This is a genomic window from Geothrix fuzhouensis (assembly GCF_024609325.1).
Lineage (GTDB): Bacteria > Acidobacteriota > Holophagae > Holophagales > Holophagaceae > Geothrix > Geothrix fuzhouensis.
The window spans coordinates 580,196-603,185 of the sequence record NZ_JANHMQ010000001.1 but is presented as its reverse complement, the minus strand read 5'-3'; the positions used below and the strand labels follow the sequence as shown (position 1 = coordinate 603,185).

Below are 22,990 nucleotides of genomic sequence, written 5' to 3'. Positions count from 1 at the left end.
CCTTTTCAAACCCAGGCCATCTCGGCGGTGAAGTGCCGCAGATACTTGCTCTGCTTCACGATCTTCACGCCGCGGATCTCCTTGGCCTTAGCCTTCACGTCGGCGATCACCTCGGCCGCGAAGTCGAAGTGGCTCTGGGTGTACATGCGGCGGGGGAAGGCCAGGCGCACCAGCTCCATGCTGTGGTAGGTCTCGGTGCCGTCGTCCAGGTGCTTGCCAAACATGACGGAGCCGATCTCCACGCCGCGGATGCCACCTTCCAGGTAGAGGGCGTTGCAGAGGGCCCAGGCGGGATACTGCGACACGGGCATGTCTGGCAGCACGGTCTTGGCGTCGATGTAGACGGCGTGGCCGCCGGTGGGTTTCACAAAGCCCACGCCCGCGGCCTCCAGCTTCTCGCCCAGGTACTCGGCCGTGCGCAGGCGGTAGCGGAGGTAATCCTCGTGCATCCCCTCCTCCAGGCCCACGGCCATGGCCTCCAGATCCCGCCCGGCCAGACCACCGTAGGTGGGGAAGCCCTCGGTGAGGATCAGCATGTTGCGGACCGGGTCCAGCCACTCGTCGCTGCGCAGCATGATGAAGCCGCCCATGTTCACCAGGGCATCCTTCTTGGCGCTCATGGTGCAGCCATCGGCATAGCTGAACATCTCCTGGCAGATGGCCTTGATGGACGTGTCCTGGTAGCCGTCCTCACGGAGCTTGATGAACATGGCGTTCTCAGCGAAGCGGCAGACATCCATGATCAGCGGTTTGCCGTACTGCTTGAGCAGGGCCGCGTAAGCCCGGAGGTTGGCCATGGAAACGGGCTGACCCCCGCCGGTGTTGTTCGTCACGGTGATCATGCCGAAGGGGATGCGGTGACCTTCCTTCTTGAGCACCTCCTCCACACGAGCCAGATCGATATTGCCCTTGAAGGGGTGGATGAGGCTGGGCTGGAGGCCCTCGGGGATCACCAGATCCACGGCCTCGACGCCGTTGTACTCCAAGTTGGCGCGGGTGGTGTCGAAGTGGCAGTTGTTGGGCACCAGATCGCCCTGCTTGCACACGGCCGTGAAGAGCACCTTCTCAGCGGCGCGGCCCTGGTGGGTGGGGATGAAGTGGGCCATGCCCGTGATGTCCTGGAGCACCGCCTCCAGGCGGAAGAAGCTCCGGGCGCCGGCGTAGCTTTCGTCGCCCACCATGATGGCGCCCCACTGGGCCGAGCTCATGGCGCCGGTGCCGGAATCCGTCAGCCAGTCCAGCAGTACGTCCTCGGCCCGCAGTTTGAAGACGTTCAGCTTGGCGGCCTCCAGCATCTCCAGGCGCTCCTGGTGGCTGGTCATTCGGATGGGCTCCACGGACTTGATGCGGAAGGGTTCGATCATGGTACGAGGCATGGCGGCTCCAGGCGGAACCCCCAGGGTAATGGACGGTCGACGAATCGGCATCACAAGGGGGTGGCGGGCCGGGCCCCGTCAGGCGATCCTGGAACGCTCGGAGTGCGCATGAGTCTTCTGTTGGCTGTCGATGTGGGCAACACCAACGTGGTGCTGGGAATCTACGATCTGTCAAAAGGTCCGGACTCGCCCCTCGTCTGTTCCTGGCGCCTGGCCACCAGCCGCGAGCGCACCGTGGACGAGTACGGTGTCTCCGCCCTGGCCCTCATGCGCCATCAGGGCATCGAGGCCAGCCAGATCAAGCACGTCGCCATCTCCTGCGTGGTGCCGCCTCTGCACCCCATCCTCATGAGCCTGGCCTCGATCTACTTCGGTGTGGAGGCCTTCTATGTCGAACCCGGCGTCAAGACCGGCGTGAAGGTGCTCATCGACAACCCCGCAGAACTGGGCGCAGACCGGCTGGTGAACGCGGTGGCGGCCATCGAAGCCTACGGGGCGCCCGTCATCGTCGTGGATTTCGGCACGGCCACCACGTTCGATGTGGTCAATGCCAAGCGGGAGTACCTGGGGGGTCTCATCTGCCCCGGCCTGAAGATCAGCGCGGACGCTCTCTTCCAGCGGGCCAGCCGCCTGCCGCGGGTGGAGGTGGCCGAACCCGACCGCCTGGTGGGGCGCAACACCGTCCAGGCCATGCAGGCCGGCATCTTTTACGGCTACGTCGGCATGGTGGACGGCATCCTGGAGCGCCTGCTGGCCGAGTGCCCCGAAGCGAAGGTGGTGTCCACCGGTGGTCTGGCGAAGGTGATCGGGCCCCACACCCGGGCCATCCGCCTGGAGGCGCCGGATCTCACCCTGGATGGCTTGCGTATCCTCTGGCTCCGCAACCAGGGCAGCCGGAAATAGCGTGGATTGGCCCCTGATCCGGCTGGCCGAGGTGGATTCCACTCAGGCCTTTCTGCGCCGAAACCCCCACCTGGGCTGCTGTGCCGTGCTGGCGGACCGCCAGACCGAGGGCCGTGGGCGCCAGGGCAACCGCTGGGAAAGCGCCGCTGGCGCGGGGCTCTGGATGTCCGCCGTGCTGCCGGCGCCCTCGGGTGTGGCCCCGGGCCTGGTGCTCCAGCGCGCCATGACCGCCGCCTCGCGGGTGCTGGATCCCAAAGGCCGGACCCTGGGCCTGAAGTGGCCGAATGATCTCGTGGCCTGGAAAGACGACCGCCTGGTGAAGCTGGGGGGCATCCTGGGCGAGCAGATCGGGGGTCGTCTCATCCTGGGTTTGGGCGTGAACCTGACTTCGGCCCCGGCTATCCCCGGTCGAGCCATCCCGCCGGCTTGCTTGCTTGATCTGGGCTTGGCGGCTCCAGCAACGTCCACATTAGCAGTTCGCATCACCAAAGAATGGAATAACTTGGCGCTGGATCTTCAACCTCTTTTCCGCTGGCCCGAGGCTGGAATGCCCCTGCGTTGGGAAGACGGCCAGGGCACCTGCCTGGGCTGGGAACCGGATGGCCGGCTGAAGGTGGCCACTTCGGAGGGAGTCCGGCGGCTCAGCGCCGGTGACGTGACGGGATTGGGCTGATCGGGCTCAGACCACCGCCCGAATCTCTGCCTCACTCAGGATCCTGGGGCTGTTCTTGGCGGTCTGGAGGATCCGGTCCACGCGGTCGGGACTCGGGTCGTAGCCATTCATCTCCAGCCAGTAGATGACATTGCTGTGGCCGGCCAGGGGGCCGATCTCGATCTCCTGTCGTCGGCCCACCAGGGCGGCGGGAACGCCGGAGTAGACAGCGTCCGCCAGCTCGACGTCGCCGCGGTGCAGGGCCTTGACGATGGCCGCGGCATGGACGCCGGTGCCCGTTCGGAAGGCGTCGCGACCCAACACCGGATAGTTGGCAGGGATTTCCACGTCGCACAGCTCTGCCACGCGTTCCGCCAGAGCCGGCAAGTCCGAGAGATCGCCCTTGGGGAAGCCCATGAGATGCAGATTGATCATGAGCTGGTCCAGGGCCACGTTGCCGCAGCGCTCCCCGATCCCCAGGATGGTGCCGTGGAGCCGGTCCGCGCCGGCCTCGAAGGCGGCGATGGCGTTGGCCACGCCCAGGCCCCGGTCATTGTGCCCATGCCAGTCGATGAGCACTGAGCGGTCCCGAATCACCTCGTCCTTGATGAAACGCACCAACCGCCGCACGCCGTCGGGGGTGGCATGGCCGCAGGTGTCCGAGAGGCAGATGGTTTGCGCACCCTCGTCCAGAGCCGCACTGTAGATGGCCTTCAGCACGTCCGGCCGGGCCCGGGTGCTGTCTTCCGTCACCATCATCACGGGAACCTCGTGGCGGCGGCAGAAGGCTACGGCCTTGCGTGCCGTGTCCACAAGGAAGGCGAGGTCCCAGCCTTCCACATCCATGCGGATGGGGCTGGAGCCCAGGAACGCGCCGGCTTCCAAAGGGAATCCCACCCGCTGCTGGATTTCCGCCACCTGGACCAGGTCGGCCTCCAAGGTCCGCACGGCCACGTTGGGCTGGAGGGGCAGGCGATGATCCCGGATCTCCACCATGAGCGCTCGCACGGCCGCAAGGGCCTTGGGACCCGCGCCAGGCATGCCCAGGTCCACCGCGTCCACACCCAGGCTCGCCAGACGGTGGATGAGATCGCGCTTGGCGGCGATGTCCGGGTCTCTCACCGAGGGGCTCTGGAGCCCATCGCGCAGGGTCTCATCGAGAAGCGCCGGGATGCGGCCTTCCGTCAGCGGGCCATTCCAGTCGTTGATCAGTTCGTCCAGAGTCATGGAGGAATCAGATTACGGTGACTTCGATGCTGCGGTCCAGCAGGGTGCCCAGAAGGCTGGCCTTGTCGCGGAAGGCCGCGATTTCCGCATCCACGTTTTCCTCAGCCTCCAGTCGCACCCGCAGGGTCTGGTCATCGATCTCCACTGACAGGTCCCGCACCGTCTGGTGGCGATGACGGTCGAGCGCATCTGCGCCCCTCAGGAGTGCGGCCAGCTTGCGCACCACCTGGCGGTGCCAGGGCGCCAGGGAGCGGAAGGCTTCGTGCTTGGCGTGATGCGGGGGCTTGCCCCGATGGAAGCGCACCACCTGGGCCAGCACTTCTACCTCCTCAGGCCAGAATCCGGGCAGAGAGGCGTTGCGCACCAGATACTCGCCATGCTTGTGATGGTCTTTCTCGGAAAGGGAAAAACCGATGTCATGCAGCCGCGCGGCGAAGGCCAGCCACTGGCGTTCCGTGTCACCGAGTTCGAAGTGCGGCTGGAGGGCCAGGAAAAGCTGGTCCGCCAGCCGCGCCACGTGGCGGCTGTGGTCGGGATCGGGATCCAGACGGGAGGCCAACTGTTCAATGGAGGCTCGGCGGCGGTCGGCCAGAGGTGGGATGGCCGCGCCACCGTGCTTGAGGGCTTCCCAAATCATGCCTTCGCGCAAGCCTACGGGGAGATGGCGCAAGGGCGGCGTGCCCAGCCACTCCATGAGGGACAGGGCCCAGATGGCACCTACGTGGAGGACCTCGGCGCGCTTGGGCTCCACACCCAACCGGTCGATACGCTGCTGGGCATCCAACCGCCATAGTTTCAGGGCGTAGGCTCGGAGTTCCTCTGCCGTGAAGGCGCGCCCGTCGCTGGAGCCCTTCGCCAGGTCCTCCAACGTACCCGAGGTGCCGAGGATCAGCGTAGGTTCCGGTAGCTGCGTGGGCAGGTTCTTGCGGGCCTGCTTCAGGATGCGGCGGATCATCTTCCGCACTCGCTTGAGGTCGGGTGCCGAGGGCGGGTCGGCCGTGTGGGCTGCGTCCGCCAGCCGCTGGAGGCCCCAGGGCAGGGAGATGCTGGCCGCCACACGCCCGGCCTGCACCCAGGTCAGCTCAGTGCTGCCGCCGCCGATATCCACCAAGGTCACGGGTTCCAGAGGGAAGGGGATGGCGTGGGACACGGCCAGGTGGATGAGCCGGGCCTCCTCCTCGCCCGAGATCACCTGGATGGAGATGCCGAGCGCCTCAGCCGCCATGACAAAGGCTTGGGCATTCTTCGCGTCACGCAGGGCGGCCGTACCGCAGGCCATGACGGTCTCGCAGGCGAAGCCCTGGATGACCTTCGCCATCTGGGCCAGGGCGTCAAGGCCTGCCTGGAACGCCTCCGGGCCGATCTCGCCGGAGTTTGCCTCACCGCGGGCCAGGCGCACCATGGCCTTCTCCCGGGCCAGGACCTGCTGCCCGCCCATGGGATCCGCATCTACCACCACCAGATGAATGGAGTTCGATCCAACGTCCACAGCCGCAATCCGCATGGGACGATTGTGGCCAGTGCAGCCACCCCGGCGAAACAATTCTTGGAGGATCCATGCGGAGACGCGTCCTGGGCCTGCTGCTCGCCATTCCCCTTTCCCTTTCGTTGGCGGCGCAGAAGGTGGCCCTGAGCCTGGACGATGCGCCCTTTCTGCGGCCTTCGCCTCGTCTGGAGGCCCCGGCCCAACACCGGGCCATGCTGGCGATCCTGCAGGACCGGAAGGTTCGGGCCATCCTCTTCGCCAACGGCGTGAACGGCGGCGATACCCCCGAAGGGAAGGCCATCCTGAGGACCTGGGGCCAGGCCGGGCATCTCATCGCCAACCACAGCTACAGCCACTGGGATCTCAACCGAGACGACGTGACACTGGCGGCCTACGAGGCCGATCTACTGAAAGGCGAAGCCGTGATTCGCGACCTGCCGGGTTTCACGCGCCTCTATCGTTACCCCTTCCTGCGGGCTGGGAACACCGTGGCCAAGCGGGATGGGTTCTACGCTTTCCTGAAAGTTCACGGCTACGCCATCGGCCATGTGAGCATCGATACGGCCGACTACCTGCTGGACGAGCGGTTGCGGAAGCGGCTGGAGCAAGAGCCGAAGGCCGACCTGGGGCCTTACCGCGACCTCTACCTGCAACACCTCTGGGCTTGTGCCCGGTTCTACGAGGCCTGGAGCCGCGTGACCTTCGGTCGGGAGATTCCCCACGTGATCCTCATGCACAGCCGCCTCCTGAACGCGCTGTTTCTGGGTGATGTCATCGACTTTTTTCGGGCCAAGGGCTGGCGATGGATCGATCCTGCGGAAGCCTTCAAGGATCCCGCCTACGCCCTCATGCCGAAGAACCTGCCGGGCGGCGAAGCCCTGGCTGATGCCGTGGCCGCCGAGCGCGGTCAGCAGGGCTTCGTCAAAGCCTGGCGAGAGCAGGCCAAGGATCCCGACGACCTCCTGTTCTCCGAAGGGCGCCTCAGGGCACGGATGGACCAACTGGGGCTGTGAGCCGGATTCGCACCTGTGCTTCAATGGGGATCGACCCATCCACAAAACAGGAGCCTCGCATGTTCCATCGGTGGTGCATCGGATTGACCCTTGGAGTCGCCCTGGCAGCTGGCCAGCCCGCCTCGCCTCGGACCCAGGCCTGGGTGCTGGCCCTCGACGAGCGCGGAGCCTTGGTGAGCGACCTCACGGCCGGGGAGTTCAAAGTCCAGGTGGACGGGAAGCTGCGTCCCGTCATCCAGTTGAAGAACCCGGCCCAGACTGCGGATGCTCCTCAGTCATGGGTGCTTGTGTTCGAACCCATCCGAGATACGGGGCACCGGGCCATGGCCTTTCTGGCTGCGGCGGATTTCCTCACCAAGGTTCCCGGTGGGGATCGGGTGCTGATCGTGGCCCGGGGCAAGGACTCCCTGGAGTCTCTGATGCCAGGCTTCTCGGTCCGTCGGACCTTGTGGGCCGAGGCCTTGGCCAAAGTTCCCAGCCTTCTTCCCGAGAGCCTGGTGGGCTCACCGAAGGAGAGTCTGCAGGGCGCAGGTTTCCGCGCGGACTTCACGGATGTTCCAGACGGGGATGCCGGCCAGGACGCCCTGAACGCATTGCTGGCAAGCTTCAGGGCTGGGGCTTCGGGCTGGGCCAAGGGTACGATCGAGCAGAGGGGAGTCAATGCCTTGGACCGATTGAACTTCAGCAGCACCTCCTTTGTCACGGGCCTGCTGGCCACGGTCAGCCGGGAGGCGAAGGCGCTGGAATCCATCCTCGATCTGGTGGCTGGGACGCCCGGACAGAAGCACTTGATCGTCTTCTCACGATGCGAGGCCGATGACATGACCCACCCCACGGTGAAGCGGGCCATGTCCCAGAATTTCAAGCGCGAGCGGGGTGATGCGGGTGGGCCTGCCGAGGCGGCAACCCTCGCCACACGGGACATGACCCTTCTGCAGGCTTCACTCAAGGCCAAGGCAGCCACCACGGGTGTCACCCTCTACTCGGTGGCGGGTGCGGGCCAGAACGTCATGGGACATGTGGGCACCGTTGCGCCGGCCACTGGAGGGTTCGCCTTCCCTCTCACCGCTGGGGTCGAAGCCAGATTCGGCCAAGGCATCCAGATGTTCGGTTCCCGGTACCTCGTGCAGTGGTCCGAGGATTCCGCCCCGGCCAAGCCCATGCCGTTCGACGTTGCCACGACCCGGAAGGGCGTCAAGCTGTTCGTCCAATCATCCAGGTAAGCAAAAAGTACGAACCAATTCGTTGACAACTTACGAATCGATTCGTATGTTGTCTCCAGACCCCCTGGAGGCTTCATGTCCACCGCGCCCATCCGCCCGTCCGATGGCGAGCTCGCCATCCTGCGGGTCCTCTGGTCGCAGGGCCCCTCGACGGTTCGGGATGTGCACACCGAGCTGTCGAAGGACCGGGAGATGGGCTACACCACCGTGTTGAAGCTCATGCAGATCATGGTGGAGAAGGGGCTGGTGGCCCGGGACGAACGCGCGCGTTCCCACACCTACCGGCCCCTCCAGGGGGAGGCTGAAACCCAGCGTTGCCTGTTGAAGGAACTTCTGCAGAAGGCCTTCGCCGGCAATCGTCGGGAACTGGTTCTCCAGGCCCTCGAAACCGAGCCCGCCTCGGCCGAGGAACTGGAGGACATCCGGAAGCTGCTGAAGGACGCTAAAGGGAGGGCTCGATGATCGACCTTGCCACCTCACCTTTGCTGCAGGCCATCGGCTGGGCCCTGCTTCACAGCCTTTGGCAGGGCGCGCTGCTGGCCCTGCTGGCGGCGGCGGCCCTCTGGCTGGCGCGAGGCCGTTCCGCGGAACTTCGCTATGCCCTCGCGTTCGTGACCCTCGGCCTGCTGGTCCTCGTCTTCGCGGGAACTTTGGTCTGGATCTCGCTCAGCGGTGATCCGCTGCCCGTGTCTGGAACCCTGGCCGTCGTCCCCATGGCTGAAGGCCAGGGCACCTTGACCTGGATGGTTCGGCTTCACTGGGTATTCGGCCCCTGGATACCCTGGCTGTTCCTGGCCTGGATTCTGGGTTTCAGCCTGCGACTCGTGCAGGTGGGACGAGGCATGGTCTGGCTCTATGGGCCCTGCCTGGGAAACCTCCAGCCCCCGCCCGCCGAGTGGCTGGCACGGTTCGAATGCTTGCGAATCCGCAGCCGCGTGCAAGCACCCGTCCGCCTGGGGCTGTCCGACCAGGTGGATTCACTCGCGGTCTTGGGCTGGCTGAAGCCCGTGGTGCTGGTCCCGGCTGCGGCTTTCCTGGCCTTGAACCCCGAGGCTTTGGAGGCCCTGCTGGCCCACGAACTGGCCCATGTCCGCCGCGGGGACTTCCTTGCGAATGTCCTCCAGACCTTCGCGGAAGCCTTGCTGTTCTATCACCCCGCCGTCTGGTGGCTCTCCCGGCGCATCCGCCAGGAGCGCGAGCACTGCTGCGATGACGCAGCCGTGCGTGCCTGCGGTGATCCGCTCCTCTATGCCTCCGCCCTCGTCGGGCTGGAGGAACTCCGCACCCAACCGAACCTGATTCCCGATCTGGCCCCCGCGGCCAGTGGAGGCCACCTCATGTCCCGCATTCAACGACTGTTGCGCCCACAATCCACGCATGTTCCAGCCGCGCCCCTGGCCGCTTTCATGTCTGCCCTCCTGCTGGCAATTGTTCTGGGTGTCACCACGCTCTCGGCCACCGATGCGCCCAAGCCTGCACCAGCGGCATCTGACCCCGTGGAGATGGACTTCAAGCAGATCCGCGTCAAGCATCAGCCCGAGGCGCCTGCTTATCCTCCCGACGCCAAGGCCGCCCGCATTCAGGGCATCGTGGTGGTGGTCCTGGTCATCGACACCAAAGGCAAGGTCACCAGCGCCAAGGCCATCTCCGGTCCCCCTGAACTGTACGCCTGCGCTGTCGATTACGCGAAGGCCTGGGAGTTCGAACCCGCCAAAGTGAAGGGCAAGCCTGTGCCTGCGAGGTTCAAGCTCACCATGCCGTTCCGGCTGAGATGAGGTTGTCACTCTGACGCAGAAGGGGCCAGCTGGCCCCTTCTGCGTCATGAGAAAAGCAGGCAGGAGCTTGACCTGTGGTAACCGTTGCGCGGAGTCCGGCCGCCCGGCCATGCTCGATCCCACATTCCGAGGTGATCAAATGGCTTTGACGGTGGATGGCATCTTCTCGCTCATGCCCGAGCTCTTCCTGCCCGAGAAGGCGCAGGGCCTCACGGTCTCCGTCTACTACCAGGTGACGGGCGAAGGCGGTGGCGACTACACCTGCCTGATCGAGAACGGGGCCTTCTCGATGAAGCGGGAAGCCAAGCCGGACGCCACTTCCGTGGTGGTGATCGGCGCCGAGGACTGGATCGCCCTGAACGAGGGCAAGCTCGATCCCATGCAGGCCTTCATGACGGGCAAGCTCAAGGGCACCGGGGATCTCGGCCTGCTCCAGAAATTCCCGAAGTTCTTCAAGAAGCCCCAGAAGGAAAGCGGCCCGGTGAAGCCACTGAAGGACCTGGTGCCGGCGCGGCTCGCGCTGGCCGGGACGGGGATCAAGGTGACGGTCGGAGCTGAAAGCTGGGGTGACGGCGCGGAAGTGTCCGGCGAGGAGGCCGCCCTTCGCGGGCTGGTCTGCGGCATTTCCGATCCAGGCCCGGCCCTGCTGGGCGGCCAGATCCGTTACACAGGCGACATGAGTCTCCTTCGAAAGGCCTGGAAGACCTGGTCCGCTGAGCCCGAGATCACCTTCCCCGACACGCCCGGCGGCAAGGCCCTGGCGACGCTGCGCAAGCGCTACAAAGGCGGCGCCAGCGGCACCCTGGAAGTGAAGGTGGACGGCGTGCCCTACCGCCTGGACTTCAGCCCCGAAGGCCTGTCGGTGCGCCCCGGAGAAGTGGAGGGCGGTGCCGCGCTGGGTATCTCGGATGCGGACTTTGCGGCCCTCAACGCGGGCAAGCTGAATCTGGTGGCGGCCCTGCTGGGCGGCGCCATCACCGTGAAGGGCGACATGAGCCAGGTAGCGGCCTACACGGCCCACTTCGATGCGGATGTGAACCCCGCCCAGGGACTCCTGGAGTCCATGCCTGAGCGTTTCAACGCCGAAAAAGCCGGAGATCTTGAAGCTGCCGTGGGTTATCAGATTGATGATCTGGGCTACACGCTTTTCATCAGGAATGGCGCCTGCTTGGTCTTCCCCCGCCTGATGAAACCCTGTGATACGCTGCTCAAAGCCAAGGCCGACGATTTCATTGCCATGAGTACCGGAACGCTGAATGCCCAGGAGGCCTTCATGACCGGCAAGATCCAGATCGAAGGCGACCCGCTGCTGATGCAGAAGGTCGCGAAGAGCTTCAAGCGACCTGAGGCCTGAGTCTGCCGTGACGCCTCCCGCCGCCCCCTCCCGCAAGAGGACCCCGGGCCCGAAGCCAGGGAAGGCGGCCGCAGGTACGATCCGCGTGGCCAAGTGCATCGTCCCGATGACTGCCCCAAAAGTTGAGAACAAGGTCATGCACGACCCCGAGGAGGATCTTGCCCCCGGGGTGCCGTGTGAAGGGCGCTGCGGACACTGCCATCATCACCCCTGCCGTCTCCACGGCGGGATCTGAACCAGAGCGCCCAACAAAAACCCACGAGGCCGTGTGCGGGGTTTGGTTGGGTGCTCTCAGATTCCTTCCCAAAGTTCCCGTAGCCGCTGGTAGCCGGCCCGGCTGACAGGCAGGCGTGTACCGTCGCGAAGGATGGCGTCGCGATGTTCCTTGGAGTCTTGCTCAACACGAACAAGGCGGTCGAGGTTCAGAATGTAACTGCGGTGGATGCGGATGAAACGACTTGCATCAAGCTGAGATTCCAGATTGGCCAGGGTCTGCTGCTTGAGCAGGTTCCGGCCCTCGGTCCGCAGCAGCACGTAGTCGTCCTGGGCCTGCACCCAGTCCAGGCGGTCGAGGTGGATCACCGTCACCTTGGGACCATCCTTCACCACGATGCGCTCCAGGGGCTTTCCCTGGCGGGCCGCAGCGGCGAGTTCAGTGGCCGGAGGCGGAAGCACCGCAGGCTGGGTCGCGTGCAGGGCCCGGGCCTTGGCCAGGGCGGCGTCGAAGCGCTCCTTGGAGAAGGGCTTCAGCAGGTAGTCCACGGCATGGGCCTCGAAAGCCCGCAAGGCGTGCTGGTCGTAGGCCGTAACGAAGACCACGGCAGGACGCTTCCCTTCGGCCTCCAGCAGCTCCAGGACCTCGAACCCGTCCAGCTTGGGCATCTGGATGTCCAGGAAGATGAGATCGGGTTGGTGCTGGGCGACGGCTTTCAGGGCCTCGAATCCATTGGCGCACTCGCCAACGACCTCCACGTCCGGGTGGGCGCCCAGGTGCTCGCGCACCACGGCGCGGGCCAGATCCTCGTCGTCGATGATGAGGGCTTTCATGGGATCAGGCCTTTCATGGTTCCGTCTCCAGGGGGAAGACCAAGGTCACACGATGGACGCCATTCTGCACCCCAGCCTCGAAACGGGCCCGGTTGCCGAAGCGGCCCAGCAGGCGCTGGCGGACCTGCCGCAACCCGAGCCCCAGGCCCTGTGGGGCTGGCGCATCCGTATCCGCAGGGTTCTCCACCCGAAGGGTCACATGACCTTCCGCGGTCTCCGCGGCGAGAAGGAGGGTGCCACCTTCGGCCAGGGCAGCGATGCCGTGCTTGATGGCGTTCTCCACCAGGGGCTGCAGGAGCAGCGTGGGCAGGAGGGCCGATTCGGCGGCTGGCTCGATGCGCCAGTCCAGCTTCAGCCGGGAGCCGAAGCGGATCTGCTCGATGGCCAGATAGGCGCGGGCCAGGTCCAATTCCTCCCGCAAGGCCACCAGGCGACGCTCACCCAGCCCCAGGCTGCGGCGGAGGAAGTCGGACAGGAGCACACACATCTCCCGGGCTCGGGCCGGATCCACGGCTGTGAGCGCCGACAGCGAGTTCAGGCTGTTGAAGAGGAAGTGGGGGTTGAGCTGTGCGCGCAGGGCCTTCAGCTCGGATTCCTGGGCCAGCAGCTGCAGCTCCGCACCTCGGCGCTCGGCCTCCAGGGCCCGGTCCTGGGCCAGCATGAGGTAGCTGAGGGCTACGGAGGCCAGGTAGAGCAGGATGCCCAGGCCCGTGAGCACGGGCAGGGCGATGTCCACCCGCCGGGGCAGGCCGCTTAGACCGGGAAGCCAGACCAGGGCCCGGGACAGGAGCCAGGCCAGTCCCGCCCAGATGCCACCCATGAGCACGGCCGCCAGGCCCCAGGCGGCGCCATGGGAGCCGAGGGTCTCCACTCTCCGGCCCAGCGGCAGGGCACGACAAAGGAACCACGCAGAAAGGAACAGGAAGGCCGCCAGCAGGCAGAGGGGCAGGGCGAGGATGCCGGCCTCGACCCAGCTCCAGCCCTGGCTTCTCGCGATGCCGGTGAGCAATAGGGCGATGGGGACCCACCCGAGGAGGTAGGCCCCCAGTCGTGCCCGGCTGGCCAGTAACGGATGCATCAGCTCTTGACCTCGGTGCCACCGAAGAGGATGAGACCCGTGACCACCAGCCGAGGCCGGCTGTCCGGGGAGGCCGGGCCGTGGTGGGTGCTGTCGTTGAGGGCACCGGCGATGGCGGTGGCACGGTTGGAGATCTCCCAGCCTTCGGGCACACGAATCTCGCCGCCCCCGAAGAGCACGAACACATCAATGCGGGCCTGGCCGTTTTCGAGGACTGCCTGGCGGAGATCCACCTCGTAGCCGCCAAAGATGGCCGTCAGTTCACCGCCCTTGAAGGTCTGGGTGGAGACCCGCCGCTTGAAGCCGCCGAAGATGGCCGTGCCCTGGAGAAAGTCTTCAGAGCGGGCCAGTTCCGGGGGCACGCCCCGGTTCTGCTTGAGCGCCTTGGTCACGATGAGGATGCCCACGGCGACCACCAGCATGGGCCCCAGGGCGTCGGCCAGATGGCCGTGGCCGAAGGTGAAGAGCAGAAGGAAGGCACCGCCCAGCACCAGGAACCAGCCACCCAGGTTGCTGCCACCTCGGTCCTGACGGATCTTCGCCACACCCATGGCCACCAAGACCAGGGGCCAGAGCTTGAAGATGGTGTGGGCTTCGATGAGCCCGAGGTTGTCGAGGGTGAGCACCAGGCCCGCTACGATGATGGCCACGCCCACCACCAGCTTGGGGCTGAAGGGGCTCGGGGCCTTGGCGTCATTGGGGGCGTTCATGACTTCACCTGCGTGGATTCGTTGTCAGGATCACAGGAAACTGCGGGTTCCGGCGACGGGGGATTCCGTCGCCCCCTGCGGGCCAGCTTGGGTTGGGGGAAGATGGCCCGAAGGGTCACCACCGTGCCGCCCCAGACGAGGAAGGCCGGCCACCAGCGCTCCAGCAGACCCCAGGGCCCGAACTGGGAGATGAACCCGGCGACGGCGAAACCTAGCCAGATGTGGCCACGCAGCCTGAGGGGACCGTCCTGGATCAGGCGGGCAAGCCCGAAGGCGGCCAGAGCCAGCGGCCACCAGGCCAGCAGGTACCAGGCGTCGTACCAGTGGAGGCTGTCAGCCAGGAGGATGAGACCGGTGGCGATGACCACCAGACCGAGGACCAGCTTCACCGAAAAGACCGGGGGGTGTTCCTGGGCGTTCATGAGCGGTGTTCCTTTCTTTCCGAACCGAAGGGGATGACGAACGCGAGGGAGGGCAGCCACAACGCCAACCACCACCAGGGGCTGTCGAGGAACCATCCCGCCTGGATCATGTCCGTCTCCTTCCACATGACCAAGCTACGGGCGTCTCGACAGGAATCCTTGGGAGGATCGGCGAACGGGTGGCGGGGACCGGCGAGCGGTCAGTCCCAGGCGATCACCCCGCCTCGGCTGCGTTCCTGCCAGGCGTGGTCGAGGGCTGGGCAGATCACAGGAGGGCATTCGAAGCGCAGGATGGCCCATTCGCCGTCGAAGGTCTGGTCCACCATGGCCGCCCCCGGGAAGGCTCCCAGCAGGGTGAAAGGCAGGTGAGCCTGGGCCGCGGGCACGCGGATCTCGCCTCTGCGGAGGATCCGGACCTCCTCCCACACGCCTTGGGCATCCGCCTCGGCCAGCGCACCCTGCACGCCTTCGGTATAGGCCCGCACCAGGCCTCCCGTGCCGAGCTTGGTGCCGCCGTACCAACGGATGCAAATGGCGATGAGATCCGTGGCCTGGGCACCTTCCAGCACGGCCAGCATGGGCCGCCCGGCCGTGCCCGCTGGCTCGCCATCATCGTCGGCCCCGAACGCGGTGACCGGCACACCTTCACGCCAGGCACTGCAATGGTGCGTGGCGTCGAAGTCGCGCTTGCGCAGAGAAGCCAGCACGGCCGTGCGTTCCGCCGCGTCGCGGGCGGGATGCAACTCAGTGAGGAAGACGGAGGCCTTCTCCCGGAAACGGTGGACCGCGACTTCTTTCAACCGACGCATGAATCCAGCATGGATGCCGCTGTGACGGGAATCAACAGACATGGACCAATGTCGACCATGCGGTGGTGTTTACCTATACTTGAAGTGGATCTTTTCGAGGAGACGGCATGGGTACCGTCACGCGGCCCTTCACTCCCACGGCCCTGCGTCGCAGGGATCCCGTACCGTCGGACCTGGAGATCGCCCAAGCCGCCACCCTCAAGCCCATCAGTCTGCTGGCAGCGGAACTGGGTCTTGAGGAGGGGGAACTGGAACTCTACGGACCCACCAAGGCCAAGGTGCGGCTAGAGGTGCTGGAGCGCCTGCGGGCGCGCCCCAATGGCAAGTACATCGACGTGACCGCCATGACCCCCACGCCCATGGGCGAGGGCAAAACCACCACCACCGTGGGCCTCAGCCAAGCCTTGGGCGCGCATCTCAATCAGCGCGTCATCACCTGCATCCGCCAACCCAGCCAGGGCCCCACCTTCGGCATCAAGGGCGGCGCTGCGGGGGGCGGCTACAGCCAGGTGATCCCCATGGAGGACTTCAACCTCCACCTCACCGGGGATATTCACGCCATCACCGCGGCCCACAACCTCTGCGCGGCCGCCATTGACGCCCGCATCCTCCACGAGGCCGGTGCTACGGATGAGCAGCTGTTCGAGCGCATCTTCCCGAAGACGAAGACCGGGCGGAAGTTCCCCCGGTCGCTCCAGCTGCGCTGCGCGAAGCTGGCCATCACCAAGGGGAATCCCGAATCCTTCACTTCCGAGGAGCGGAGCCGGATCTGTCGCCTGGACCTCGATCCCACCGCCGTCACCTGGCGTCGTGTCCTGGATACCAGCGACCGCTTCCTGCGCGGCATCACCGTGGGCCGGGGCGAGGAAGAACAGGGCTTCGCCCGGGAGACGGGCTTCGATATCGCCGTGGCCAGCGAAATCATGGCGGTGCTGGCCCTCACGACGGGCCTCCAGGACATGCGCCGGCGCCTGGGCGACATGGTGGTGGGCCTGGACTGCCGGGGTGAGGCCGTGACAGCCGAAGACCTCGGCGTGGCAGGCGCCATGACCGTCCTCATGAAGGACGCCATCAAACCGAACCTCATGCAAACGCTCGAAGGCACACCGGTTTTCGTCCACGCGGGGCCCTTCGCCAACATTGCCCACGGCAACAGCTCCATCCTGGCCGACCAGATCGCCCTCAAGCTCGCGGACTACGTGATCACCGAATCGGGCTTCGGCGCTGACATGGGCATGGAGAAGTTCTTCGACATCAAGTGCCGCGTGTCGGGTCTGGTGCCCGATGCGGTTGTGCTGGTGGCGACAGTGCGTGCCCTCAAGATGCATGGCGGCGGCCCCAAGGTGGTGGCCGGAAAGCCACTGGATCCGGTGTATGTCGAGGAGAACCTGGACCTCCTGCCTAAGGGCTTGCCCAACCTCCTGCATCACATCCACATCGCCCGGAAGTTCGGCGTGCCGGTGGTGGTGGCCGTGAACGGCTTTGCGACGGACAGCCCCGCCGAGCTGGAGCTGGTGCGCCGAACCTCGCTGGAAAGCGGCGCCGAGGATGCCGTGGTCTGCCACAACTGGGCCCTGGGCGGGGAAGGGGCCCTGGACCTGGCCCGCGCCGTCATGCGTGTCTGCGAGCGCCCCTCGGGATTCCGTTTCCTCTACGGTGTGGACGAGCCCATCAAGCAGAAGATCGAGACCATCGCGCGGGAGATCTATGGTGCCGACGGCGTGGACTACACGCCCGAGGTCGAGGCGAAAATCGCCACCTACACGCGGCTGGGCTATGACCGCCTGCCCATCTGCATGGCCAAGACGCACTTGAGTCTGAGCCACGATCCGGCACTGAAGGGCGTGCCCACGGGGTTCCGCATCCCCGTCCGGGATATCCGCATCAGCGCCGGGGCCGGCTTCCTTTATCCGCTGCTCGGTAAGATGGCCACCATGCCGGGACTGCCGACCCGACCCGGTTTCTACGATGTGGACATCGATCCGGAAACAGGTCGCGTGGTCGGTTTGTTCTGATCACATGAAATCCTGACCGGCAAAAGCAGGCCTGAAACAGCCTGTCGAGTCGTCAAATAATTGTTAAAGTATTCACTAACAACAATTGAAACAAATGCGATAACAGGATCACCTGCCTCGATTGATTCAATTTTTTAATTCGAAGGTGTTATCACGGGCTTCCGCGGGGTCGAAAAGAAGGTTGACCACCTGCGAGGAGCGCCCGATGGGCCGCCTTGGAACCTTCCGATCGACCTGCCGCCTGGGGCTCCTGCTGGTCCTGGCCGGTGGTTCGGGGGTCGTGGCCGTGGCCCAGAGCACGACCAGCGCCACTTGCGCCGTCCGGATCCGGCCCCGCGAAGCGGCAGACTATGACCTTTCAACGGAAGTGACCGTCCGCGGCGTGGTCGAAGGCTGGGAGGGCCGGTCGCTCCGGATCCGTCTGGCTGCCGGGGTGCTGCGGGTGGATACCGGCGCGTGGAACACCTCCGGCCTGTTCGAAGCGGGAACCCCCCTAGAGGTGCTCGCGTCCAGGAGCATGGCCGATGGCCGGCAGCGATTCCTCGCCCGCGAAATCCGCCATGCCGGCGGTGTCCTGAGGCTCCGGGACGCCTCGGGGGCGCCGATCCAGGCCGTCTCTCTCTAGATCAGTTGTAGGCCACGGTCACGCTGAAGGTGCCGGCGTAGTCCCCATCAGGTTGATTGGCGGGCACGTTCAATGTGCCGCCCACGCTAAGTGTCTGCCGCCCGGCCAGGTCCAGGCGTCCGGTCAGGTCTGGAGAACTCGTGAAGGCGGTGACCGTGAGCGTCCCATCGGGAGAGCTGAGGACGACGCTACCGGGGAGGGTGATGGCATAGGTGGCGTTGGCGGCTCCGGTCACGGAGAAGGTGGCAGGTCCGGCGGGGATCTGGGTGCCCAGGCTCACGCCACCGGTGGTGCTGAGCGTGCCGGCGGGGCTGAGGACGACCGTTCCCGGGGCCGGGCTCGTGAAGATCGCCCCGAACCGCAACCCCGTGAGCTCGGTGAGGCTGATGACCGGCGCGACCTGGATCTGCACCGAGAAGGTCATGGCGGTGACGGCTCCTTTGAAGGGGTCCATCACATTCAGGGTGTAGCTGCCGGAGTAGGTTCCTGCAGGCGTGGCGGCGTTCGAGCCGACCGAGATGGTGGCGCCCAGGTAGTAGTAGCCCGTGGTACCCGTGGAAGGGAAGGTGCCGCTGGTGGCGGGCTGGCAGTCCAAGGCCGTGACGACCACCGTTGCACCGCCCGGCCCCACGAGGGGGAAGGGAACAGGGCTGCCCGCCGAGGCGAACCAGTTGTCGCCCACCTTGCCGGACAAGGTGAAGCTGCCCAGGCTGACGCCAGCGGAGGAACCCAAGGCGGTGCCGCCCGAGGCGCTCCGGTTCCCGGAGGGCGAACTGAGTACCACCGTTCCCCCGAAGGGGCTGGGGATGACATAGCCCAGCGAGATGTCCGAGTACTTGTTGATGATCGGCACCCAGGCCTGGCTGAGGGCGGGAAGTGTCGCGACCGCCAGGGCCGCCAGGAAGAACCGTCGGGAGAGCGCTGAGAGGGCGGAGAAGCTCATGGTTGATCTTCTTTCCGGCCGTCCTGCCCCGGAAGGAGCGGGTTGGAGCGGTCTGAGGTGAGCAGGAGGTCGAGGCCGTCCACGACCGTGCCTTCGGCGGTCACGATTACGGGAACGGGCGGCACTTTCGAGAGCCCGAAACGCTGGATCTCGGCGTCTGAAACCCGGAGGTGGTAGGCGCCGGGCGGGAGATCGGACAGGGTGTAGAAACCGTCGAAGGCCGTCCGGGTGGTCTTGATGGGTTTGCCCTGGCTGTCCACGAGTTCCAGGAGCAGGCCGGGAAGCTCCACGGAGCTGCCGTCACGCTTCAGGTAGGCCGTCCCCGTAACCTCGCCGAACAGCACCAGAGGGACCTCGATCTGGGCCACATGGCCCTGGCGCGGGGTGACGCGCAGGCCCGGGCTCTGGGGCCGCATGAACGGATCTTCAAGGGTGGTGGAGTTGGCGGACAGGTTGGCGTCGAGATCGCCGGAGAGGTTGGTGAGGAAGGCCACGCCCTTCGTGTCGGTGCTGGCTGGCTGCGAGGCACCGTTCGCCAGGAAGCCGACTCCCTGAAGGGGCTTCTCCTCGGCGTCCATCAAGCCATTCCCGTTGGCATCCAGGAAGGCGCGGGCGGAGACGGCGCCATGGCTGGCGATGCTCTGGGCTTGCGTGTGGATCCGGCCGCTCCGGGGCTCCCTGGCCAGGCCCACCCGGAAGGTGAGGTCCAGGGACAGGCGGCTGCGGGTGGAGTAGCCCAATTCCACGCTGAGGGCATAGGCGCCTTGGGTCTTGTAGGCCCCGAGCTGCACCAGGGTGTCATTGGATGCCACCGAGTGCGTGAGCCCGGCCCGGAGGTTGAAGGGGACGAAAACCGGCGTCTCCACGAAGGTGGACAAGGCGTTCAGGCGCCGGGCGCCACCGCTCAGTTGGTAGTTTGCCTGCGCCCGCAGGGAGAAGGTCCGGAAGAACTTGCTGGCGAGAAAGTCCCCGATGGTGGTGGCGGGAAACGGCGTCGCGGTGCCCTGGCCCTCGGTGAGGGTGACCTGGTTGGAAAGGAAGTACCCCTGGAAGGAGGTGGAGAGGCGGTTGTAGAGGCGGTCGATGCTGCCCCCCGCCTTGAGCCGGTCCCTCGAAGCGCCGAAGTCCAGCGTGACGAGGCTGCGCTCCAGGCTGGGCAGCAGGGAGGATGTCTCCAGGCCGCTGCGGCTCTGGATCGGGCCGTAGATGGGCCGGAACACTTCACTGGAGAAGCCACCCTGTAGTTCCGCATGCTTGACCGTGAGGCTGGTGGAGCCCAGGCGGCTCCGGAGTCCGAGCTGGGCGACGCTGCCTCCGAGCTGGTCGCTGACGGCGCTGAACGCGGCAGACAGAGGCTTCCAGAACCCCTGGAGATCGACCCCGCGATAGGCGTGATGCCGCCCGTCCAGGTCCAGACTCGACAGGGAGAAACCGGCTGTGACCTGCCGAGAGATCCCGTAGCGACCCTCGACCTGCCCACGCCTTCCGGCCAGCCTGGGGTCCACTCCCACGAGCCGGTACTGGAACTCGCCCTCCGGTGTCTGGTTCTCGCTCACATCGAAGCGCACCACCTCTTCGCGGCGCTGCCCCTGGGGACCATAGAACACGAGGCGGAAATCGTTCCAGCCGAAGTTGAGCGGCACATTCAGGAATTCATAGCGGCCATCGGGGCGGGACGCCTGGAAGCCCAGCAGCGCCTGGTTCCGGTAGAGCTCCACCTGCCATCCGGGTGACAGATTCCCCTGGAAGGAATGCCGGTCGAAGGCATTCTCGCGCTGAAGCGGGTAGTTGGTGAGCAGGGCTCCCGTGCCGGCCATGGGCATGGTGAGCAGATTCAGCCCCGGGTCGAGCACCTCCCCGAAGGCGAACTCCGTCGCCTTGAGCGGGCCGAGCAGGCCCGCGTGAGGGTCGCGGCGGCCCAGGGCCATCCGGAACTCTGAGAGGCCGCTCTCCGTATCGAGGATCGCGTAGAGATTGGAGGACAGCCCGAGGAAATCCCCCGCGACGAACGTGGTGCTCTGGGCCCGGATGTGCCGATCCGCATCGGGCGACGTCTGGGCCGTCAGGCGCAGGGTCTCGTCCACCATGGGCGCTTCGAGGATGCGGTAGGGGTCCGGCGATCGCGGGAAGGCCTTCGGGCCTTCCGAGGGACGGAACCGGCCGATCATGCGCTCCCGTTTCCAGCGTTCCTGGATGGGCAGGGGTTCCCGGGGCGTTACGACGATGGATGAGCTGCGGAGGACGACCTGGAAATCCAGGGGCAGCCACTTGGCGAGGAGGCGCGTATCCACGTAGATGTCATCCGCGTGGAGTTCCATCAACGACCGGTCGAGCGGCAGGCTGCGGCCCTCCACCATCACCGTTCCGGCCATGACATCAAGGTTGAAGCGGCGCTTCTCGCTGATGAAGAAGCCTGAGGCCTGTCCACGGTTGGGGTCGACCTCAATGGCCAGGTCCAGCAGGCGGCACAGCTCCCCCAGGGGCACCAGCACGCCGTCCTTCGCGGGAAATCCCGGGAAGGTGCTGCTGACCGTCGCCTGATCCAGGCGCAGGGCAAAGAGGAAGACCTCCTCCTCGGAACGGTTCACAACCATCCCTGATAGAGCCGAGGCCTCCGCGGGAGCCAAGCCTCCGGCCTGCAGCATCGCCGCCACCCCCACGAGGGCCGGGCCCAGGAGGGCCTTGCGGAGGGCGAGGCGGCCCATTCAGGGGGTCGTCATGACGGTTTCCGCGAACAGGCGGCCGCCTTCCAGGACGGGCTGGGAGTAGGCGATGCGGATCCTGCTGCCCGGGGGAATGGACCGGCCTTTCCGGATGGGCAGAGAAACGACCCGGTTGGAATTTGGGGTGTACACGGCCAGGCCCGAGGCCTCAACCAGGACTTCCGCCGGTCCGACGGCTGGGAGGAGGGTGGCTTTGAGATCGCCGTAGACCGACTGGTTGCCGCTGCGCTCCAAGCGGAAGCGCAGCACGCCGTTCTTGACATCAAAGGTGGGCGCGGTGATGGACACGCTGGCAGAGGTCTTGCCGTGCCGCACGATGAGGGGGATGGCGATGCCATAGACGGGCGTGAGCTTGATGGCGATTCCCTTGGGCGCTTCCGTCACGGCTTGCGACACGGGCGCCTCGGAAGGCACCGCGCGAAAGGTCATGTGCAGGCGGTATTCCCCCTCGGGCAGCTGGGCCGGCTTGCGCACCTGGAGACGCACGGTCTGGGATTCCCGGGGGTCGAGGGTCACCTGCCGGGGGGAGAAGCGGAACAGTGAACGGAGGTTCTCGGTTCCCGCGTCGAACGGCAGTTCCTTGATGCCGCCCATCTCGTCCATCTCCATGCGGACGAGGGAAATCCGGAAGGTGGCGCGGGCCTGCCCGATGTTCGAGAGGTTCAATTCCGCACTCCGCTTGTGGCCCTCGAACACCACCCGGGTCGGGGCCACCAGGAGATCGCCAACGCCCCCGTCAGCGGGAGTGGGTGGCGCCTGGGCCGGAAGGGCCAGCGCGAGCAGGCCGAGGAACAGGCTGGAGATGGCCCGGGAGCGAAGACGAAGCATGAGACCTCGAGTACGGAGAAAACCCAGGGCGCGGGTACGCCCTGGGTGGACCAGCGGATCAGCGGGCCTCAGTTATAGGCAACCGTGACATTGAAGGTGCCGGTGTAGTCGCCGTCCGTCTGGTTGGCACCGACGGTCAGGGTGGCGCCCACGGTGAAGGTTTCCTTGGCGCTCGCCGAGTTGGGGAGCTGGCCCGTGGCACTTCCGGTGGCGGCGGTGTTGTTGACCGAGGCGGTGAACTTGCTCAGGGGCATTGGAGTGCCCCCGTTGCCGGTCAGCGTGACGGCGCCGTCGGTCGGAAGGGTGATGGCATAGGTGGCGTTGCGCTTCCCGCTCACCTCGAAGGCCGCGGCCCGGGCGGTGCCGGTTCCGGCCAGGGTCGCATCACCGGTGGCCGAGCGGTTGTTGGACTGCGGGTCCAGGGTCACGTCGCTGCTGGCGGTTCCGGTGAAGATGTCACCGAAGCTCATCCCGCCGTTGGTGAGGCTCACCGTGATCGGCACGTAGATGCGTGCCGAGGCGGGGACGTTGGAGGCCGTGGCGGTGGCGGACTGTGCGAAAGCAGCCGGCGCCGCCAGAAGAAGGGCGCCCGCGAAGATACGGGAGAGCGTGTGCATGTGTGGCTCCTTGAGGTTTCCAGAGGGGCGGACATGAGCGAGGACGCCTCGTGGCTCCCTCGTCTCAGACCTGAGGCATTTCAGTTAGGGTTGCATAAATTATTTGTGAATATTCATGGGAAATTTATACCAGGTGCGTTAATTGCCTAAGACATTCGATGCCC

The 22,990-nt window shown here is 65.9% G+C and carries 21 protein-coding genes; 9 read left to right on the top strand and 12 right to left on the bottom strand.

Annotated features, from left to right (window positions below; all coding sequences use genetic code 11):
- Positions 1 to 5: 5 nt before the first annotated feature.
- Positions 6 to 1,376, bottom strand: a complete 1,371-nt coding sequence (locus tag NOV74_RS02775; protein WP_257309054.1) for a tryptophanase — start codon at positions 1,374 to 1,376, stop codon at positions 6 to 8.
- A gap of 108 nt (positions 1,377 to 1,484) precedes the next feature.
- Here NOV74_RS02775 and NOV74_RS02770 point away from each other — a divergent pair, with 108 nt between their 5' ends.
- The gene (locus NOV74_RS02770; protein WP_257309052.1) at positions 1,485 to 2,279 is read left to right on the top strand and encodes a type III pantothenate kinase; all 795 of its coding nucleotides are present in this window, start codon (positions 1,485 to 1,487) and stop codon (positions 2,277 to 2,279) included.
- 1 nt (position 2,280) lies between these two features.
- Entirely contained in the window at positions 2,281 to 2,952 is a 672-nt protein-coding gene (locus NOV74_RS02765) for a biotin--[acetyl-CoA-carboxylase] ligase (RefSeq protein WP_257309050.1), read from the top strand.
- A 6-nt stretch (positions 2,953 to 2,958) separates the two neighbouring features.
- On the opposite strand, the gene NOV74_RS02760 is transcribed toward NOV74_RS02765, so the two are convergent.
- Both NOV74_RS02760 and NOV74_RS02755 read right to left on the bottom strand, forming a co-directional pair.
- Complete coding sequence (locus tag NOV74_RS02760) at positions 2,959 to 4,158, bottom strand: LeuA family protein (RefSeq protein WP_257309049.1); 1,200 nt, start codon at positions 4,156 to 4,158, stop codon at positions 2,959 to 2,961.
- 7 nt (positions 4,159 to 4,165) lie between these two features.
- The gene (locus NOV74_RS02755) at positions 4,166 to 5,662 is read right to left on the bottom strand and encodes a Ppx/GppA phosphatase family protein (RefSeq protein ID WP_257309047.1); all 1,497 of its coding nucleotides are present in this window, start codon (positions 5,660 to 5,662) and stop codon (positions 4,166 to 4,168) included.
- 53 nt (positions 5,663 to 5,715) lie between these two features.
- Between NOV74_RS02755 and NOV74_RS02750 the strand changes: the two genes are divergently transcribed.
- From NOV74_RS02750 to NOV74_RS02730, 5 genes are all read left to right on the top strand, one after another.
- Positions 5,716 to 6,657, top strand: a complete 942-nt coding sequence (locus NOV74_RS02750) for a polysaccharide deacetylase family protein (RefSeq protein WP_257309045.1) — start codon at positions 5,716 to 5,718, stop codon at positions 6,655 to 6,657.
- Positions 6,658 to 6,716: 59 nt separating this feature from the next.
- Positions 6,717 to 7,880 (top strand): vWA domain-containing protein, encoded by a 1,164-nt coding sequence (locus NOV74_RS02745; RefSeq protein ID WP_257309043.1) that lies wholly within the window; start codon positions 6,717 to 6,719, stop codon positions 7,878 to 7,880.
- 75 nt (positions 7,881 to 7,955) lie between these two features.
- The gene (locus NOV74_RS02740) at positions 7,956 to 8,342 is read left to right on the top strand and encodes a BlaI/MecI/CopY family transcriptional regulator (RefSeq protein ID WP_257309041.1); all 387 of its coding nucleotides are present in this window, start codon (positions 7,956 to 7,958) and stop codon (positions 8,340 to 8,342) included.
- Positions 8,339 to 9,655: a TonB family protein gene (locus tag NOV74_RS02735; protein ID WP_257309039.1), complete on the top strand. Its 1,317-nt coding sequence runs from the start codon at positions 8,339 to 8,341 to the stop codon at positions 9,653 to 9,655. The genes NOV74_RS02740 and NOV74_RS02735 overlap by 4 nt, the downstream gene beginning before the upstream one ends.
- Positions 9,656 to 9,764: 109 nt before the next feature.
- On the top strand, positions 9,765 to 11,009 hold the full coding sequence (locus NOV74_RS02730; RefSeq protein WP_257309038.1) for an SCP2 sterol-binding domain-containing protein: 1,245 nt from the start codon (positions 9,765 to 9,767) through the stop codon (positions 11,007 to 11,009).
- A gap of 291 nt (positions 11,010 to 11,300) precedes the next feature.
- Here the strand turns inward: NOV74_RS02730 and NOV74_RS02725 are convergent, their stop codons facing one another.
- The 5 genes from NOV74_RS02725 to NOV74_RS02705 form a co-directional block, all read right to left on the bottom strand.
- Positions 11,301 to 12,056 carry a LytR/AlgR family response regulator transcription factor gene (locus NOV74_RS02725; RefSeq protein ID WP_257309036.1) on the bottom strand — a complete coding sequence of 252 codons (756 nt, stop codon included), beginning with the start codon at positions 12,054 to 12,056 and terminating at the stop codon, positions 11,301 to 11,303.
- A 13-nt stretch (positions 12,057 to 12,069) separates the two neighbouring features.
- A complete protein-coding gene (locus NOV74_RS02720) occupies positions 12,070 to 13,134 on the bottom strand; it encodes a sensor histidine kinase (RefSeq protein ID WP_257309034.1) in 1,065 nt (354 codons plus the stop codon).
- A complete protein-coding gene (locus NOV74_RS02715; protein WP_257309032.1) occupies positions 13,134 to 13,844 on the bottom strand; it encodes a LiaF transmembrane domain-containing protein in 711 nt (236 codons plus the stop codon). Before NOV74_RS02715 ends, NOV74_RS02720 begins: the two co-directional genes overlap by 1 nt.
- On the bottom strand, positions 13,841 to 14,266 hold the full coding sequence (locus NOV74_RS02710) for a LiaI-LiaF-like domain-containing protein (RefSeq protein ID WP_257309030.1): 426 nt from the start codon (positions 14,264 to 14,266) through the stop codon (positions 13,841 to 13,843). Before NOV74_RS02710 ends, NOV74_RS02715 begins: the two co-directional genes overlap by 4 nt.
- A 200-nt stretch (positions 14,267 to 14,466) precedes the next feature.
- Positions 14,467 to 15,075, bottom strand: a complete 609-nt coding sequence (locus NOV74_RS02705; RefSeq protein ID WP_257309029.1) for a YigZ family protein — start codon at positions 15,073 to 15,075, stop codon at positions 14,467 to 14,469.
- Between the two features lie 107 nt (positions 15,076 to 15,182).
- Between NOV74_RS02705 and NOV74_RS02700 the strand changes: the two genes are divergently transcribed.
- Both NOV74_RS02700 and NOV74_RS02695 read left to right on the top strand, forming a co-directional pair.
- On the top strand, positions 15,183 to 17,090 hold the full coding sequence (locus NOV74_RS02700) for a formate--tetrahydrofolate ligase (protein ID WP_257309027.1): 1,908 nt from the start codon (positions 15,183 to 15,185) through the stop codon (positions 17,088 to 17,090).
- Between the two features lie 205 nt (positions 17,091 to 17,295).
- Positions 17,296 to 17,715: a hypothetical protein gene (locus tag NOV74_RS02695; protein ID WP_257309025.1), complete on the top strand. Its 420-nt coding sequence runs from the start codon at positions 17,296 to 17,298 to the stop codon at positions 17,713 to 17,715.
- A 1-nt stretch (position 17,716) separates the two neighbouring features.
- Here NOV74_RS02695 and NOV74_RS02690 read toward each other — a convergent pair whose 3' ends face one another.
- From NOV74_RS02690 to NOV74_RS02675, 4 genes are all read right to left on the bottom strand, one after another.
- The gene (locus NOV74_RS02690) at positions 17,717 to 18,658 is read right to left on the bottom strand and encodes a DUF4402 domain-containing protein (protein WP_257309023.1); all 942 of its coding nucleotides are present in this window, start codon (positions 18,656 to 18,658) and stop codon (positions 17,717 to 17,719) included.
- On the bottom strand, positions 18,655 to 21,363 hold the full coding sequence (locus NOV74_RS02685; RefSeq protein ID WP_257309021.1) for an MSCRAMM family protein: 2,709 nt from the start codon (positions 21,361 to 21,363) through the stop codon (positions 18,655 to 18,657). Before NOV74_RS02685 ends, NOV74_RS02690 begins: the two co-directional genes overlap by 4 nt.
- Positions 21,364 to 22,209 (bottom strand): fimbrial biogenesis chaperone, encoded by an 846-nt coding sequence (locus tag NOV74_RS02680; protein ID WP_257309019.1) that lies wholly within the window; start codon positions 22,207 to 22,209, stop codon positions 21,364 to 21,366.
- A gap of 68 nt (positions 22,210 to 22,277) precedes the next feature.
- Positions 22,278 to 22,826: a DUF4402 domain-containing protein gene (locus NOV74_RS02675; RefSeq protein ID WP_257309017.1), complete on the bottom strand. Its 549-nt coding sequence runs from the start codon at positions 22,824 to 22,826 to the stop codon at positions 22,278 to 22,280.
- Between the last annotated feature and the right edge of the window lie 164 nt (positions 22,827 to 22,990).

Bases quoted from the DNA above. Each gene is read 5' to 3' on its own strand.
- NOV74_RS02675 (WP_257309017.1), bottom strand. From the start codon at position 22,826: ATGCACACGCTCTCCCGTATCTTCGCGGGCGCCCTTCTTCTGGCGGCG.
- NOV74_RS02760 (WP_257309049.1), bottom strand. From the start codon at position 4,158: ATGACTCTGGACGAACTGATCAACGACTGGAATGGCCCGCTGACGGAA.
- NOV74_RS02685 (WP_257309021.1), bottom strand. From the start codon at position 21,363: ATGGGCCGCCTCGCCCTCCGCAAGGCCCTCCTGGGCCCGGCCCTCGTG.
- NOV74_RS02705 (WP_257309029.1), bottom strand. From the start codon at position 15,075: ATGCGTCGGTTGAAAGAAGTCGCGGTCCACCGTTTCCGGGAGAAGGCC.
- NOV74_RS02695 (WP_257309025.1), top strand. From the start codon at position 17,296: ATGGGCCGCCTTGGAACCTTCCGATCGACCTGCCGCCTGGGGCTCCTG.
- NOV74_RS02730 (WP_257309038.1), top strand. From the start codon at position 9,765: ATGCTCGATCCCACATTCCGAGGTGATCAAATGGCTTTGACGGTGGAT.
- NOV74_RS02710 (WP_257309030.1), bottom strand. From the start codon at position 14,266: ATGAACGCCCAGGAACACCCCCCGGTCTTTTCGGTGAAGCTGGTCCTC.
- NOV74_RS02755 (WP_257309047.1), bottom strand. From the start codon at position 5,662: ATGCGGATTGCGGCTGTGGACGTTGGATCGAACTCCATTCATCTGGTG.
- NOV74_RS02735 (WP_257309039.1), top strand. From the start codon at position 8,339: ATGATCGACCTTGCCACCTCACCTTTGCTGCAGGCCATCGGCTGGGCC.
- NOV74_RS02690 (WP_257309023.1), bottom strand. From the start codon at position 18,658: ATGAGCTTCTCCGCCCTCTCAGCGCTCTCCCGACGGTTCTTCCTGGCG.
- NOV74_RS02725 (WP_257309036.1), bottom strand. From the start codon at position 12,056: ATGAAAGCCCTCATCATCGACGACGAGGATCTGGCCCGCGCCGTGGTG.
- NOV74_RS02770 (WP_257309052.1), top strand. From the start codon at position 1,485: ATGAGTCTTCTGTTGGCTGTCGATGTGGGCAACACCAACGTGGTGCTG.
- NOV74_RS02680 (WP_257309019.1), bottom strand. From the start codon at position 22,209: ATGCTTCGTCTTCGCTCCCGGGCCATCTCCAGCCTGTTCCTCGGCCTG.
- NOV74_RS02745 (WP_257309043.1), top strand. From the start codon at position 6,717: ATGTTCCATCGGTGGTGCATCGGATTGACCCTTGGAGTCGCCCTGGCA.
- NOV74_RS02700 (WP_257309027.1), top strand. From the start codon at position 15,183: ATGGGTACCGTCACGCGGCCCTTCACTCCCACGGCCCTGCGTCGCAGG.
- NOV74_RS02750 (WP_257309045.1), top strand. From the start codon at position 5,716: ATGCGGAGACGCGTCCTGGGCCTGCTGCTCGCCATTCCCCTTTCCCTT.
- NOV74_RS02775 (WP_257309054.1), bottom strand. From the start codon at position 1,376: ATGCCTCGTACCATGATCGAACCCTTCCGCATCAAGTCCGTGGAGCCC.
- NOV74_RS02720 (WP_257309034.1), bottom strand. From the start codon at position 13,134: ATGCATCCGTTACTGGCCAGCCGGGCACGACTGGGGGCCTACCTCCTC.
- NOV74_RS02740 (WP_257309041.1), top strand. From the start codon at position 7,956: ATGTCCACCGCGCCCATCCGCCCGTCCGATGGCGAGCTCGCCATCCTG.
- NOV74_RS02715 (WP_257309032.1), bottom strand. From the start codon at position 13,844: ATGAACGCCCCCAATGACGCCAAGGCCCCGAGCCCCTTCAGCCCCAAG.